Here is a 15015-nt window from a genome sequence, read left to right as displayed (position 1 = left end):
GTTTAAAATAATCAATGACCAGTTCAAAAGAAAATAAAAATATATATAACTGAAATGAGAAAATCAACCCTAAAAATTTCAGCATTAGGCCTAATGCTTTCCTTTGTCAGCGCTTTTGGACAGGAAACAGACAGCTTAACTGTTAAAAATGCTTTAAAAGAAGCTTCAAAAACCCAGGAAGGCGTAAAAACTGTGACTTCCAAAGAAGACAACAACAGAAACGTAATGCTGAACGCAGCCAATAATACAAGTCCGAGAGACGTGAATATCGGTTTGCCGGCAACGGTGGGAGGCATTACAATCCTTGAAAACGATTTGCCTACTGTTTACTTTTTCTGGCCCGAACTTCCCAACAAAACGTGGAGACAAAGTGTAGGTCTTGAAAGAACCGGACTTTTAAAAATGGACCAATTAGCCAACACAATGGGTGACCTTGGTTTCGCTGTCAATTCTTATTCTCAAACGGGGACTAAAGATTTTAAACTGAAAGGAAAATTCACGACGAGTACTTTTGGATGGTTACAAGGCGATGTCAATGTTTCCGGACCAATTTCAAAAAACGGTTGGACATATACGGTTGGTGCTTTTGCCAATTATGACCCAAGTACTTTTAAGCTAGGATTCAACAGAAATGTGGATGAAACCAAGATTTTCAGAGCGGGAGTTACCAAATATTTCAATGATGATAAAGGTAAAATCTCGATCTTATATAAATATGCAGATTCTTTCAACGTAGGAAACTACGCGGTTTTCCAATATGGAGCGGAAGGAAAAGTGACGGAACTTGACAATTTCAGAATCGGTAGAGATTCTTATGTTGTGAACGACGGACAAATCAGAATGAAAGATATCCTTTCAGGGCAGGATTATTGGGCTGGAATGAGCGGAAAAGACAACAGAACTTCTTCTCACAACATCGATATTTTCGGGAATTATTTGTTGAATAACGGCTGGAATTTCAAGTTCTCCACAAGAGCGCATTTTGCAACTGCAAGAATGTCAACCATTATTCCTTTGAGTATTTTCAATGCGGATGCTTCGGCGGGTTATACTTTGCAAAACGGTCAGGCTTACTCAGGTCCGGTTGGGACTCAGTTGGCGATGCACACGCCTGAAACTCCGATTACCAATATCGCAGGTCGTTTTTCATTAAACAAACAAATCGGAAATCATAATGTGACTGTCGGTTTGTTGGAACAATATTATAACATTGATAAATTCACCTCAAACCGTTCGTTCTTTTTCCAGACTGTTGGAGCTCAGCCTCAGAGATTGATTGGTCCAAATACGGACAGCTACGGATTCTACAATTACAACGTTGGCGGAGAATTCCACAGCGGAACAGAAAACAAACTTTCGGTTTATGCCAACGACGAATGGAAAGTTTCTGATAACTTCAATATAAGCTACGGGCTGCATTTAAGAAATCAAATCATCGACGGACAGTATTCTACAACACCAAGGTCTCAGAATTTCGTTTTCGGAGCTAATGATTTCCAGAATATCAAAGAAAACTGGTTTCACATCGCAGGAAGTTTGAATGCCACTTACAACATCAATAAAAACTTCGGGCTTTTAGCCAACTTCTTATATACCGAAGAAAACAGAAGATTGGAGAGTTATTCTCAGCCATTCACACCAGATACAGGAAAAATCAAAAGTCCATTGGGAGCGTTCGGAGTTTTCTGGAATACCAATTTCATTCAGTTGATTTCTCAGGCAACCTGGTTGACGAAAAACGGATATTTAGGAAGATACAACCTTGTAAATCCTAACAATACCACACAGGTAAGCGTTGCTCAGGTAGATTACAGCATTCAGACATTAGGCTGGACGACAGATTTTGTTTTGAAGCCTTTCAAAGGATTCAATTTACACTATTTGATAACATTCCAAAATCCGATTTACAAAGATTTTGCATTTGATGCTTTTGGACAAAACTACAATTATGGAGACAAAAATGTAGTTGGAGTTGCGAAAACATTAATGGAAATCGACCCGAGTTATACAACAGGGAAATTCAGATTCTGGGCAAGTTTCAGATATTTCTCTAAGCAATATGCAAGTATTACGAATGCATTGTATTTCGCTCCGAGATGGGAAACTTTTGGTGGTGTGAATTATACGGTTAATAAAAATATCAATTTGGGTGCAACAGTAATCAACTTCCTGAACCAAAGAGGAGCAAGTGGAACCATCAACGGTGCCGAATTGATTACAGACGCAAGTCAATATTACGGAAGATTGCTGACGGGTACGTACATTATGCCATTGACAGGTCAATTCTCAGTAAGCTTTAATTTCTAAAATGTAAACAATGAAAAGAACGGTTTTAAATGTTGCTGCATTATTTTTAGGAGTAACAGCATTTGCACAAAATATTCAAACAGTTACGAATTCTAAAGGTCCTGTTTTGGGATATTCCACAGATTCTGGTGTTAAAATTCTGACAGTCGGAGGAAATAAATTCAAAGATTTAAATAAAAACGGAAAACTCGATAAATACGAAGACTGGAGACTTCCTGTTGATGAAAGAGCGAAAGATTTAGCTTCAAAAATGTCTATCGAACAGATTGCAGGTTTGATGTTATACAGCGGTCACCAATCGGTTCCGGCGCCACCAGATGGCATAAGAGCAGGAAAATATAACGGCAAATTTTATAAGGAGAGCGGTGCAAAAGCCTCTGATTTAACAGATCAGCAAAAGAAATTTTTAAAGGAAGACAACCTTCGTCACGTTTTGGTAACCACGGTAGAATCTCCTGTAATTGCCGCACAATGGAGCAACAATATTCAGGCCTATATCGAAGGTTTAGGATTGGGAATTCCTGCGAACAACAGTACAGACCCGAGACATTCTGCAACAGTAACAGCCGAATTTAATGAAGGAGCCGGCGGCCAGATTTCTCTTTGGCCAGATGGATTGGCGATGGGTGCCACTTTCGACCCAGAATTGGTTAAAAAATTCGGAAACATCGCTGCTCAGGAATACAGAGCGTTGGGAATCTCAACAGCATTATCTCCACAAATCGATTTAGGAACAGAACCTCGTTGGTACAGAATCGCTTACGTCTTTTCTGAAAGTCCGGAATTAACGGCGGATTTAGGAAGAGGTTACATCGATGGTTTCCAGACCACTTCTGGCAGCAAAAACGGTTGGGGAAACAAAAGTGTGAATGCAATGGTAAAACACTGGCCGGGAGGCGGACCTGAAGAAGGCGGTCGCGACGGTCACTGGGCAATGGGGAAATTTGCGGTTTATCCGGGGAATAATTTCCAAAATCACGTAAAGCCTTTTACAGACGGTGCTTTCAAATTAAATGGTGGAACTAAGGAAGCTTCTGCGGTGATGCCTTATTACACGATTAGCTTTGATCAGGATACGAAAAACGGCGAAAACGTTGGAAACGGTTACAGCAAATATTTAATCACAGATTTACTTCGTGGAAAATACAAATATGACGGTGTAGTTTGTACCGACTGGTTGATTACAGCTGACGAACCAAAAACGCCGGGCGGATTTGCCGGAAAACCTTGGGGCGCAGAAAAATTATCCATCGCGGAACGTCATTACAAAGTGTTGGAAGCGGGTGTTGATCAATTTGGAGGAAATAATGATAAAGGACCTGTTTTGGAAGCTTATCAAATGGGTGTAAAAGAACACGGCGAAAAGGCTTATCGTGCAAAATTTGAGCAGTCAGCCGTTCGTTTGTTGAGAAATTTCTTTAGAACAGGATTGTTTGAAAACCCTTACGTCAACGTAGAAGAAACTAAGAAAATCGTTGGTAATCCTGAATTTATGAAGGCCGGATATGAAGCTCAGGTAAAATCTATCGTACTATTGAAAAACAAAGCGAATATTCTTCCGATCAAAGAAAGAAAAACGGTTTACATTCCGAAGAGATATTCTCCCGCAACGTTCAACTGGTGGGGGATTTACACGGCTCCTACTTTGGATTTCCCTGTTGATATTGAGAAAATCAAGAAATATTATAACGTAACCGAAGACCCTACAAAAGCAGATTTCGCATTGGTTTTTGTGAAAAGTCCGCACAGTGAAGAAGGTGGTTACAGCGACATCGATGCTAAAGAAGGCGGAAACGGTTACCTTCCGATTTCTCTTCAATACCAGACTTACACAGCGACAGAAGCTCGTGAAAAAAGTATCGCAGCGGGAGATCCTGTTGTTGCACCTAACGTACACGACAGAACTTTCAAAAATAAAACTTCAACGGTGACCAACTTTACAGATTTGTTGACGATTGAAAATACATACAAAGCAATGAACGGAAAACCTGTGATTGTTTCTGTAACGGCTTCAAAACCGATGGTATTTAACGAATTTGAAAAGCACGCTGATGCAATTCTGATGAACTTCAATGTATCCAATCAGGCGGTTGTGGATATTATCACAGGAAAATATGAGCCTTCAGGGTTGCTTCCGCTTCAGATGCCTGCGAATATGGCAACCGTTGAAAAGCAAAAAGAAGACGTACCTTACGATATGGAAACACATAAAGATTCCGAAGGTCATAACTATGATTTCGGATACGGAATGAACTGGTCTGGTGTTATTAAAGATGCGAGAACAGAGAAATATAAAAAATAATTGATAATTCTGGGTCTGTATTTTACAGGCTCAGAATTTTATTTTTTGAATTAAAAACTGTCTGATTTTTAAACCACAAAAGTCACAAAAGATTAAAGCTGTAATTAATATTTAAAAAAAGTTCACAAAATCGAAAATCAAAGATTTTCAAAACTAATGTGTTCTAATATTTTCAAAGCTTTAAAACTTAAATCTAATGTGACTAATGTGTTAAAAAACTTTTATGGTTTAAGAAAACAGTTATCAAACTAAAAGAAAAACAATGAAAATTAATTTCAAAACCTATAAAAAAGTTCAGAATCTTGCCGTTGGTTTCTTGATGATGAGTTCCGTTTTCGGACAGGCTCAAACCCTTTCCAATCAGGAAAGACCGAGAATTATTATTACAGCAGATCCGGAATTAGACGACAGCAATTCGATGATTCGTTTTTTACTGTACAGTTCAGATTTGGATATTGATGGATTGGTGTATGCCAGCAGCGCATTCCATTGGAAAGGCGACGGAAAAGGGACGAAATGGTTCGTTCCGAGTAGAGAATACTCAAGATTTGGAACTGGAATTTGTCCTTGTGAATCCTGGAGATGGGGCGAAGATGAAAAATTCATTCACGATGCGGTGGATGCGTATGCTAAATCTTATTCCAATTTAAAAGTTCATAACCCGAATTATCCTTCTCCGGAAGTTTTAAAATCAAAAATCAAATACGGAAATATTGAGTTTGATGGCGATATTTCTAAAGATTCTGAAGGTTCAAATTTAATTAAAGCTGCCATTCTCGATAACAAACCCGGAAAATTATACGTCACCGCTTGGGGCGGATTGAGCACGATTGCAAGAGCTTTAAAATCGATTCAGGAAGAGTTTGAAAATACAACAGATTGGGAGAAAATTCAGACTAAAGTAGCAAGAAAATTAGTCATTTTACCTTCGGGAGACCAAGATGATACCTACGCTTCTTACATCAAACCCAATTGGCCAAAACTGGATTACAGGGAATTTGTAGACGGACCAAACTACGGTTACACAGCTCCTTTGAAGGCAAGTCCTGAAAATGCAAAATATTTCTCAGCCGATTGGATGAAGAAAAATATTTCCCACAAAGGCGCTTTTGGCGAACTTTACCGAGTTTGGGGCGACGGAAAACAAATGGTAAAAAATGATATTGTCGATTTCTTCGGATTCTCAGGTGTAACCGCTGAAGAGCTGAAAAAACAGGGCTATAAAGTCTGGATGCCGTTACAGCCGAAAGGTTCTTTTTTAAGTGAAGGCGACAATTTTACCTTTATGAATATGCTCGGAAATGGATTGCGTGCTTACGAATCCGGTTCTTATGGCGGTTGGGGTGGAATTGAACCTGCTTCAAAAGCCAGTTCCAATATGTTTTTCGATAATGCAGCGGACGGAAATAACAGCGCAGAAGCAATGTCCAATTCGATGGCTTCCAAAGAGAAATCGGAGAAAGAATTGGCTTTCCCAAACTTTTTACCACAAGCGATGAATGATTTTGCAGCAAGATTAACTTGGTCTACGACACCTACTTTTTCCAAGGCTAATCACGAACCGGTTGTAAAAATTTTAGGCCCGACAAATATCCGTTCTTCGGCAGGTGAAAAAGTTCCCTTGTACGGTTCTGTAACCGATCCGGACGGAAATAAAGTGACGATAAAATGGTGGCAGTTCAAGCAAGCAGGAACCTATAATGGTGATGTTGAAATTTCAAAATCAGACAGCTTAAATCCCGAGATCATTGTTCCAAAAACAGCAAAAAGCGGACAAACCATTCACCTGATTTTAGAAGCCACAGACAACGGAACTCCGGCATTGACGAGATATCAACGTGTCATCATCACGGTAAGATAATTTAAAAATGATTCATAATTGATACTAATGAATGTCTTAAAACCGGACTAAAAATGTCCGGTTTTAACGAAACTTATTTCTCTTAATGAAAATAAACAAAGTTTATTCTTAAAATATTTCAACATTAAGGATTTAAGAAAGACCACAATTATTAAAAATAAAGAAATCAATAAATTGATTTTCATTAAGATACATTAAGTAAAAACTCTTTAAAACTTAATTTCTTAATGTTTAAAATTTAAATACACACAATTAAAATATGAAAATCAAATACACAATCTATTCATTAATGCTTGGTTCATTAATGTTTGCTCAGGAAAGTCTTGATTTCAGCGGAAAGAAAAACTTAATTTCTCCCGAAATCAATGGTCAGAATGTGACCTTTCGTTTGCTTGCTCCCAATGCGAACAGCGTAAAACTGCAGGGAAACTGGTTTCCGTCCAAAGGAATGGAGCCCGGTTCCGTCGATTTACAGAAAGATAAGGACGGTGTTTGGTCGTTCACAAAAAATGATTTCAATCCCGATATTTATACCTACTCATTCGTTGTTGACGGCGTAAAAGCCAACGACCCGAACAATTCTTACCAGGTGCGTGATGTTTCCTCGGTGATGAGTATGATTTTGATTGATGGAAAGCAATCCGAAAATTACAAAGTTCAAAATGTCCCGCACGGAACAGTTTCCAAAAGATGGTACAAATCAAACGGACTGAAAGAAGACAGAAGATTAACCGTTTACACACCTCCGGGTTACGAAAACTCTAAAGAAAAATTCCCGGTTTTGTATTTGCTTCACGGGATGGGTGGCGACGAAGAAGCGTGGATGACTTTGGGAAGAGCATCGCAGATTTTAGATAATCTGATTGCTCAGGGAAAAGCAAAACCGATGATTGTCGTAATGCCAAATGGTCACACCAGCAATTCCGCAGCGCCGGGCGAATCTTCCAAAGGGTTTTATAAAATCGATATGAGGACGCCAGATATTTTCAGTGGTGATATGGAAACGTATTTCAAGGAAATTATGAATTTCACAGAATCCAATTACCGTGTAAAAGCCGATGCCAAAAACCGCGCCATTGCCGGACTTTCGATGGGAGGTTTTCATTCGCTGTACATCTCTGCCAATCAGCCAAAAACGTTTGATTACGTCGGTCTTTTTTCGCCTGCGATTCTTCCGCCAGACGAAAAGAAAAGCCCGGTTTATCAGAATTTAGACCAAAAACTGAAAACACAGCAGACCAATTCATACAAACTGTATTGGATTGCCATCGGAAAGACCGATTTTCTTTATAAAAACGTCGCAGAATACCGTCAGAAGCTCGACAAAATGAACTTTAAATATCAATATGTAGAATCCGAAGGTGGTCACACTTGGAGTAATTGGAGAACGTATCTCAACGAATTTGTTCCGCAATTGTTTAAATAGCATAACTAAAAATACTTAAACACAAAAGTCATAAAAGTTTAATGTTTAAATTTTCAAAGCTGAAATCTAACCAGATTAAAGTCCATAAAAGCTTCTGAAAATCTAAGATTTTCAATTTTGTGAGCTTCTCGAAATTCTCAATATTAAACTTAAATCTTTTGTGCCTTTTGTGGTTTAAAATTAAATCAAATCAAAATGAAAAAATTAATCATAGCAAGTCTATTTCTTGCAGGTTTAACAAGCATCAACGCTCAAAAATCAATTCCATTATATAAAGGTAAAGCGCCGGGAACAGAAAACTGGACACAAAAAGAAGCACAGCAATTCAACGAATTGTTTAAAACAGAAGTTGTTTTTAACGTTACCCAACCTTCAATTTTGGTTTTTGAAGCCGATAAATCAAAAGCCAACGGAACAGTTGTCGTTATCGCTCCGGGTGGAGGTTTCCAAAGTTTATCCATCAACCGAGAAGGAATTGATATGGCTAAAAAACTCGCAGAAAACGGAATTACCGCTGTGGTTTTAAAATACAGACTATTGGAAACCAAATCCAACGACCCAGCCAAAGAAATGATGGAAAACATCAAAGACAGACCAGCTTTTGATAAAAGAACGGCTCCAATTAAAGTAATGGCAGGTGAAGATATCAAAACAGCAATTTCTTATATAAGAACTCACGCAAAAGAATTGAATATTAATCCTGAAAAACTTGGTGTAATCGGGTTCTCGGCTGGAGCAAGTGTAATTTTGGAAAGCGTTCTTCACAGCAAAGATGCTTCAACTTTGCCAAATTTCGCAGCTTCAATTTACGGCGGACCAAGTCAGGAAATTTTAGATACAGAAATTCCGAAATCTCCACTTCCATTATTCATTTGTGCAGCAAGTGATGATCAGTTGAAATTAGCTCCGAAATCAGTTTTACTATACAACAAATGGTTGGAAGCAGGACAGCCAACCGAACTTCACATCTACGAAAAAGGCGGCCACGGTTTTGGAATGGGAAAGCAGAATTTACCTGTTGACAAATGGTCTGATGTTTATTTGGACTGGTTGAAATTTCATAAGTTTTTATAAATATTTAATTAAATCATAAAGATTGGATTAGTTAAAATTTCACGCAGATTAAGCAAATTTTGTAGATAAATACAATTAAAAATCTGCTCTATCTGAATAATCTGCGAGAAAATTTTAATGAAATCAACATTTCTTTTGTGGTTAATTCTAAACCAAAGCAATGAAATCAATTTTTAATATAGTTTCTTTTTTTGCGGCAATGGCTGTGTCCGCACAGTCTACTGCCGTGATTTCGGAAATGGATAAATATGTAAAACCCCGCTATCGAGTCATCGTCGACAATGATTTCGGTGGCGATCCCGATGGACTTTTCCAGCTCGTTCATCAGATTCTTTCGCCTTCTGCGGAAATCAAGGGAATTATTGGTTCACATTTAAAACCGGGCGACCCTTTTGATTCTTCAAAAATTACTGCAGAAAACGCTGTAAAGAAAGTCAATGAAACTTTGGAAGTGATGAATCTGAAAAACAAATTCAATGTTTTTCAAGGTTCAAATGACCAATTGAAAGATTTAAAAACTCCAAACATTTCCGAAGGTGCAAAAGCAATCGTTGCAGAAGCAATGAAAGCCGATGAGAAAAATCCTTTGTTCGTAGTTTGTGGCGCTGGTTTAACGGAAGTTGCAAGTGCTTATCTGATGGAACCAAAAATCGCTGACAAAATCGTTGTCGTTTGGATTGGCGGTCCTGAATATTCCGATTTAGCAACGCCTCCTCCCGGATTTACCCCTTTAGAATATAATCTCGGAATCGATATTAAAGCTGCTCAAGTTGTTTTCAACGAGTCCAATTTAAACATCTGGCAAATCCCGAGAAATGCTTATAGACAGACTTTGATGTCTTACACCGAACTTATTACCAAAGTAAAACCTGAAGGAAAAACGGGAGCTTATTTAACCAGGAAAATCGAAGAGTTAATGGAAAGAGTTCAGAAACTGAATTTCCATATCGGTGAAACTTACATTATGGGAGATTCACCTTTGGTGTTGGTGACGGCTTTACAGTCTTCGTTTGAGGCAGATTCTTCATCAAGTTCTTATGTTCTGAAAAACGCTCCGAAAATCGATGATAATGGTTTGTATCAATACAATCCAAAAGGAAAAAGCATCAGAGTTTATACGCAACTCGACACAAGACTGATGTTCGAGGATTTCTACACAAAACTAAAATTATTCAACAAAAAAAATTAAAAATATAGTATTATGAACAAGAACGAAACTACCTTGCTTATGCTTTCAAAAAAAGCAAAGTTTGCAGGATTGTTCCTGGCTTTGTTAGCAGCTTCGCCCTTTACAAAGGCTCAAAATAATCCGACTGTTACCGTTGGTGGAAAGACATTCAAAGACCTTAATAAAAATGGTAAACTCGACGTCTGGGAAGATACAAGACTTTCGGTGGACAAAAGAATTGATGCCATCATCAAGCAAATGACCAACGAGGAAAAAGTAAACCTTTTAATCGGAACAGGAATGCCCGGAATCGAAGTTCTGACGGGGCCTGTCGGAGATTCAAAGCAAGGATTGGTTCCCGGAGCAGCGGGTGGAACAGCTAATTTCGACCGATTCGGAATTCCTGCGACGGTAGTTGCGGACGGACCTGCCGGTTTGAGAATTGCACCAACCAGAAAAAATGATTCAAAAACGTATTATGCAACAGCATTTCCTGTGGGAACAGCGTTGGCTTCAACCTGGAATAAAACACTTTTGGAGCAGGTGGGAAAAGCAATGGGAAATGAAGTGAAAGAATATGGTGTTGATGTCCTTTTAGCGCCGGCTTTGAATATCCAGAGAAATCCCTTGAACGGAAGAAACTTCGAATATTATTCTGAAGACCCTTTGATTTCAGCAAAAACGGCTGCTGCTATTGTGAACGGAATTCAGTCTCAGGGGGTGGGAACTTCTATCAAACATTTCGCAGCAAATAATGAAGAAACCAACCGTTTGACTATCAACGCCCACGTTTCTGAAAGAGCGATGAGAGAATTGTATTTGAGAAATTTCGAAATCACCGTTAAAGAATCTCAACCCTGGACGGTAATGTCATCTTACAACAAAGTGAACGGCGTCTACACCTCGGATTCAAAAGATTTACTGACTCAGGTTTTGAGAAACGAATGGGGTTTCAAAGGTATCGTAATGACCGATTGGTTCGGAGGTTTCCCAGGATTTGAATCCATCAGAAGCGGCGGAATTTCCGATGTTGTAAAACAGATGAATGCAGGAAATGACCTTTTGATGCCGGGAATTCCAGCTCAGAAAAAAGTATTGTTGGAAGCTTTAAATTCAGGGAAAGTATCTCAGGAAGTAGCCAACCTCAATGTGAAAAGAATCCTGGAATATGTTTTCAAAACACCAACTTTTGCCCGATACCAATACAGCGACAAACCTAATCTTGCAGAACACGCAGAAGTAACCAGAAACGCTGCGACAGAAGGAATGGTTTTGCTTAAAAATGAACAAAATGCTTTGCCTTTTGACAACAAGCAGAAAGAAGTTTCCTTATTTGGCGTGACTTCTTACGCGTGGATTACAGGCGGAACAGGAAGCGGAAGTGTGAACAACAAACACACGGTTTCTCTTTTGGAAGGTTTGAATGCGGCAGGTTACAAATTAGACAAAGAATTGGTTGATTTATATACACCACACGCTGAAAAAGAAGTAGCTGCCGAAAAGGAAAGAAGAAAAGCAAAAGGAATTTTGGCTTTGCCGGAAAGACTTTCCGAAATGAAATTAGACGATGCCTTCTATGCTAAAAAAGCAGAAACTTCGGAAATCGCTTTCGTGACGTTGGGAAGAAACTCAGGCGAAGGCGGCGACAGAGTTGTTGATAATGATTTCAATCTGGCGACGGAAGAAATCGAAATGCTGGATAAAATCTCGAAAGCTTTCCACGCAAAAGGGAAAAAAGTGGTTGTGATTTTAAATATCGGCGGTGTTATCGAAACCGCTTCCTGGAAAGATAAAGTGGATGCCATTCTTTTGGCTTGGCAGCCGGGACAGGAAGGTGGACATTCCGTTGCAGATGTGGTTTCAGGAAAAGTAAATCCTTCCGGAAAACTGACGATGACTTTCCCAGTGAATTACGCAGACCACGCTTCAGCGAAGAATTTCCCGGGAATTCCTGCAGATAATCCGAAAGAGGTGACATATCAGGAAGGTGTGTATGTCGGTTACCGTTATTTCAATACGTTTGGGGTGAAACCTTCTTATGAATTCGGTTATGGAAAATCTTATACGTATTTTGCTTATTCGAATATTAAAACCAATTCAACAACTTTTAATAATAAATTAGAAGTTACGGTTGATGTAAAAAATACAGGTAAGGTTGCCGGAAAAGAAGTGGTAGAATTGTACGTTTCAGCTCCGGGAAAAAATATCGACAAACCAAAATCTGAGCTGAAAGCCTATGCTAAAACGAAAGATCTGAAACCGGGAGAATCTCAAACCATTACTTTGACATTGAACCCAAAAGATTTGGCATCCTATGAAACCGCAAAATCTGCGTGGGTTGCAGAAGCCGGAACTTACAAAATTTCTGTGGGAGCATCTTCTTTGGACATTAAGCAGACTGCAGAATTCTCTGTTCCAAAAGAATTGGTGGTGGAGAAAGTTCAGCATATTTTGCCTGCGGACCAAAAGTTTGAAGATTTGAAACCTTAAAATTATATTCTCGCAGACTGAGCAAATTTTGCAGATTCTTTTTTTTAATCTACGCCGTCTGTAAAATCTGCGAGAGATTTTAGTCAAATAAAATAATCAATATTAAACTTGACTTTTAATGACAAATTTAATGTCTCAAAATAATATAATATCAACAAAAGAGGCTATCTTTAGCCTCTTTTTAAATTAAAAATATATGGCAAATAATGAAGTTGGAACAAAAAGGAACTATACTGTTCCTTTGGTTACTATTACACTTTTATTTTTTATGTGGGGATTCATCACTTGTATGAATGACATTTTGATTCCTTACCTGAAACAGCTTTTCAGCCTGACATTCTTCCAATCGATGTTGGTACAATTCTGTTTTTTTGGTGCTTATTTTATAGGCTCATTGATCTATTTCATCATTTCTACTACACAAGGCGACCCGATTGATAAAGTGGGGTACAAGAAAGGAATTCTTTTCGGGATTTTCTTAGCAGCATTAGGTTGTGTATTGTTTTATCCGGCAGCAAGTTTGTCATCTTACCCATTATTCTTAGGTGCTTTATTCATTTTAGGATTGGGATTCACTGTATTACAAATCACGGCAAATGCCTATGTATCATTGTTAGGGCCAGAAGATTCTGCATCCAGCCGACTGAATATGACTCAGGCTTTTAACGCTTTCGGAACTACGATTGCTCCGGTTTTAGGAGGACATTTGATTTTCGAATTGTTCTCCGAGGCAGACGGTTCTTTCTCTGCAGCAGCAACTAAGATTCCTTATTTGATTTTTGCTGGGATTCTTTTGTTAGTGGCTTTGATTATCTCAAGAGTTAAATTACCGGATTTCAAAGTAGTAGGTGAGGAAGTGGTAAAAGGTTTCGGTGCTTTGCAACACAATCATTTGAAGTTTGGCGTTCTGGCAATGTTTTGTTATGTAGGTGGGGAAGTGGCTGTAGGTAGCTTTATCATTAGCTTCTTGGAGCAACCGCAGATTATGAATCTTACCGAATCTGTAAGTAAAAACTATCTTTCTTTATATTGGGGTGGTGCTATGATCGGACGTTTCTTAGGAGCCATTTCATTGAATCATTCCATTAGTCAAAGTAAGAAAGCTGTGTATATGTTAGTTGCGGCTGCAGCTGTTTTCTTAGTAATCTTCAGTATTGTTGATTTGACGTTTGCACAGATCAGTTTCTTCTTGGTATTTATTGCTTTGAATTTCGTAGCATTTTTCATCGGGAAATCAGCTCCGGCAAGAACTTTATCCATCTTCGCAGCAATTAATGTTGTGTTATTAATTTCCGCAATGTTGAATCAAGGACCATTAGCAATGTACAGTATTTTAGGAATCGGGATTTTCAACTCGATTATGTTCTCTAATATTTATACATTGGCGATTTCCGGTTTAGGAAAATATACAAGCCAAGGTTCATCATTAGTTGTAATGGCAATTTTAGGAGGTGCGATTGTTCCGATTTTCCAAGGTTATCTGGCAGACCAGTTTGGCGTTCAGCATTCCTTTGTGATTCCTGTGTTTTGTTATCTTGTGATTTTGATTTTTGGTGGTTATTGTACTAAGTATCTTAGTCACGTAAAACAAGATGCGGATGCTAAATCTGGACATTAAGATTTTTACTTTATAAATAGAAACCTGCTTTTGAGCAGGTTTTGTTTTATGCTAATACAGACTGTTTTAGCAAATCAAAAGCAACCGATATTCGTCCTCATTTTCTACAGGTGCACGATGGACACACGGTGGCACTGTCTGTTCCGGATGATCTACAGACAAACGCCAGAGATTTCCCAAACCGATATTGATGGGATGCGCATTGGCTTTCGGCTGATAATGCAAATCAAAATAATACTCTTTCAAAAAAGCTTCAAAATCTTCTTCTTTGCCATCGTGTAGCTCTTTTAGTTTTTCACGGATTTCAGGAACCAGAATTTTTTGGATGGCCTGATTATTGGGCAAAATGTCACTTGCTGTACCAAAATAAGTGCAAAGAAATGTACTGGTAGCAATAGGTGAGCGGTCTACATGATAAGAATAGACATCTGTTGAGATGAAATTGAACTCATCATCACGCTCGTAATTTTTAAGTAAATTAAGTGACGGCGAAGCGCCAAAATCAGTTAATAATTGCATATCATTGATGATAATTTCTCTTGCGAGCTGAGCATTGTCTGAGAGTGTCAAATTTTCCAAATCTTCTATAGAAACTTCTGTAATGTTGTCTTTCAGTTCAAGTTTGGAGACAATTTCTCCAAAATCTCCAACCAGATTTCTTTGCCAGCAGATAGCATTGTTGTTACCTTGAAACTCTGTTTCTACAAGTTCCTTGAAAGTTGAAACGGTCTTGATTTGATGATGGTTAGAAAATGTCTTAGACATATTA

At 38.5% G+C, this 15015-nt stretch carries 9 protein-coding genes; 8 read left to right on the top strand and 1 reads right to left on the bottom strand.

Features of this window, described 5'->3' with window-relative positions; genetic code table 11:
- The first annotated feature begins 54 nt into the window (after nucleotides 1–54).
- The 8 genes from KI430_RS04700 to KI430_RS04665 all read left to right on the top strand — a co-directional run bounded on the left by KI430_RS04700 (nucleotide 55) and on the right by KI430_RS04665 (nucleotide 14246).
- The gene (locus KI430_RS04700; protein ID WP_248877114.1) at nucleotides 55–2307 is read left to right on the top strand and encodes a TonB-dependent receptor; all 2253 of its coding nucleotides are present in this window, start codon (nucleotides 55–57) and stop codon (nucleotides 2305–2307) included.
- A 10-nt stretch (nucleotides 2308–2317) separates the two neighbouring features.
- Entirely contained in the window at nucleotides 2318–4609 is a 2292-nt protein-coding gene (locus KI430_RS04695; RefSeq protein ID WP_248877113.1) for a glycoside hydrolase family 3 protein, read from the top strand.
- 262 nt (nucleotides 4610–4871) lie between these two features.
- A complete protein-coding gene (locus tag KI430_RS04690; protein ID WP_248877112.1) occupies nucleotides 4872–6470 on the top strand; it encodes a DUF1593 domain-containing protein in 1599 nt (532 codons plus the stop codon).
- Nucleotides 6471–6729: 259 nt separating this feature from the next.
- The gene (locus KI430_RS04685) at nucleotides 6730–7896 is read left to right on the top strand and encodes an esterase (protein ID WP_248877111.1); all 1167 of its coding nucleotides are present in this window, start codon (nucleotides 6730–6732) and stop codon (nucleotides 7894–7896) included.
- 195 nt (nucleotides 7897–8091) lie between these two features.
- On the top strand, nucleotides 8092–8970 hold the full coding sequence (locus KI430_RS04680; RefSeq protein WP_248877110.1) for an alpha/beta hydrolase: 879 nt from the start codon (nucleotides 8092–8094) through the stop codon (nucleotides 8968–8970).
- Nucleotides 8971–9130: 160 nt separating this feature from the next.
- Complete coding sequence (locus KI430_RS04675) at nucleotides 9131–10159, top strand: nucleoside hydrolase (RefSeq protein WP_248877109.1); 1029 nt, start codon at nucleotides 9131–9133, stop codon at nucleotides 10157–10159.
- Between the two features lie 12 nt (nucleotides 10160–10171).
- On the top strand, nucleotides 10172–12628 hold the full coding sequence (locus KI430_RS04670; protein WP_248877108.1) for a glycoside hydrolase family 3 C-terminal domain-containing protein: 2457 nt from the start codon (nucleotides 10172–10174) through the stop codon (nucleotides 12626–12628).
- 196 nt (nucleotides 12629–12824) lie between these two features.
- Nucleotides 12825–14246 carry a sugar MFS transporter gene (locus tag KI430_RS04665; protein ID WP_248877107.1) on the top strand — a complete coding sequence of 474 codons (1422 nt, stop codon included), beginning with the start codon at nucleotides 12825–12827 and terminating at the stop codon, nucleotides 14244–14246.
- A 66-nt stretch (nucleotides 14247–14312) separates the two neighbouring features.
- On the opposite strand, the gene KI430_RS04660 is transcribed toward KI430_RS04665, so the two are convergent.
- The gene (locus tag KI430_RS04660; RefSeq protein WP_248877106.1) at nucleotides 14313–15011 is read right to left on the bottom strand and encodes a DUF1826 domain-containing protein; all 699 of its coding nucleotides are present in this window, start codon (nucleotides 15009–15011) and stop codon (nucleotides 14313–14315) included.
- Nucleotides 15012–15015: the final 4 nt, after the last annotated feature.

The organism is Epilithonimonas zeae (assembly GCF_023278365.1).
In the GTDB taxonomy this organism is placed as follows: Bacteria; Bacteroidota; Bacteroidia; order Flavobacteriales; family Weeksellaceae; genus Epilithonimonas; species Epilithonimonas zeae_A.
Note: the sequence above shows the minus strand (reverse complement) of the source record. Positions and strands in the feature narration are given on the sequence as shown.

What these genes read in the sequence shown, in the direction of transcription:
- KI430_RS04700 (WP_248877114.1), top strand. Translation starts at nt 55, where the DNA reads ATGAGAAAATCAACCCTAAAAATTTCAGCATTAGGCCTAATGCTTTCC.
- KI430_RS04695 (WP_248877113.1), top strand. Translation starts at nt 2,318, where the DNA reads ATGAAAAGAACGGTTTTAAATGTTGCTGCATTATTTTTAGGAGTAACA.
- KI430_RS04690 (WP_248877112.1), top strand. Translation starts at nt 4,872, where the DNA reads ATGAAAATTAATTTCAAAACCTATAAAAAAGTTCAGAATCTTGCCGTT.
- KI430_RS04685 (WP_248877111.1), top strand. Translation starts at nt 6,730, where the DNA reads ATGAAAATCAAATACACAATCTATTCATTAATGCTTGGTTCATTAATG.
- KI430_RS04680 (WP_248877110.1), top strand. Translation starts at nt 8,092, where the DNA reads ATGAAAAAATTAATCATAGCAAGTCTATTTCTTGCAGGTTTAACAAGC.
- KI430_RS04675 (WP_248877109.1), top strand. Translation starts at nt 9,131, where the DNA reads ATGAAATCAATTTTTAATATAGTTTCTTTTTTTGCGGCAATGGCTGTG.
- KI430_RS04670 (WP_248877108.1), top strand. Translation starts at nt 10,172, where the DNA reads ATGAACAAGAACGAAACTACCTTGCTTATGCTTTCAAAAAAAGCAAAG.
- KI430_RS04665 (WP_248877107.1), top strand. Translation starts at nt 12,825, where the DNA reads ATGGCAAATAATGAAGTTGGAACAAAAAGGAACTATACTGTTCCTTTG.
- KI430_RS04660 (WP_248877106.1), bottom strand. Translation starts at nt 15,011, where the DNA reads ATGTCTAAGACATTTTCTAACCATCATCAAATCAAGACCGTTTCAACT.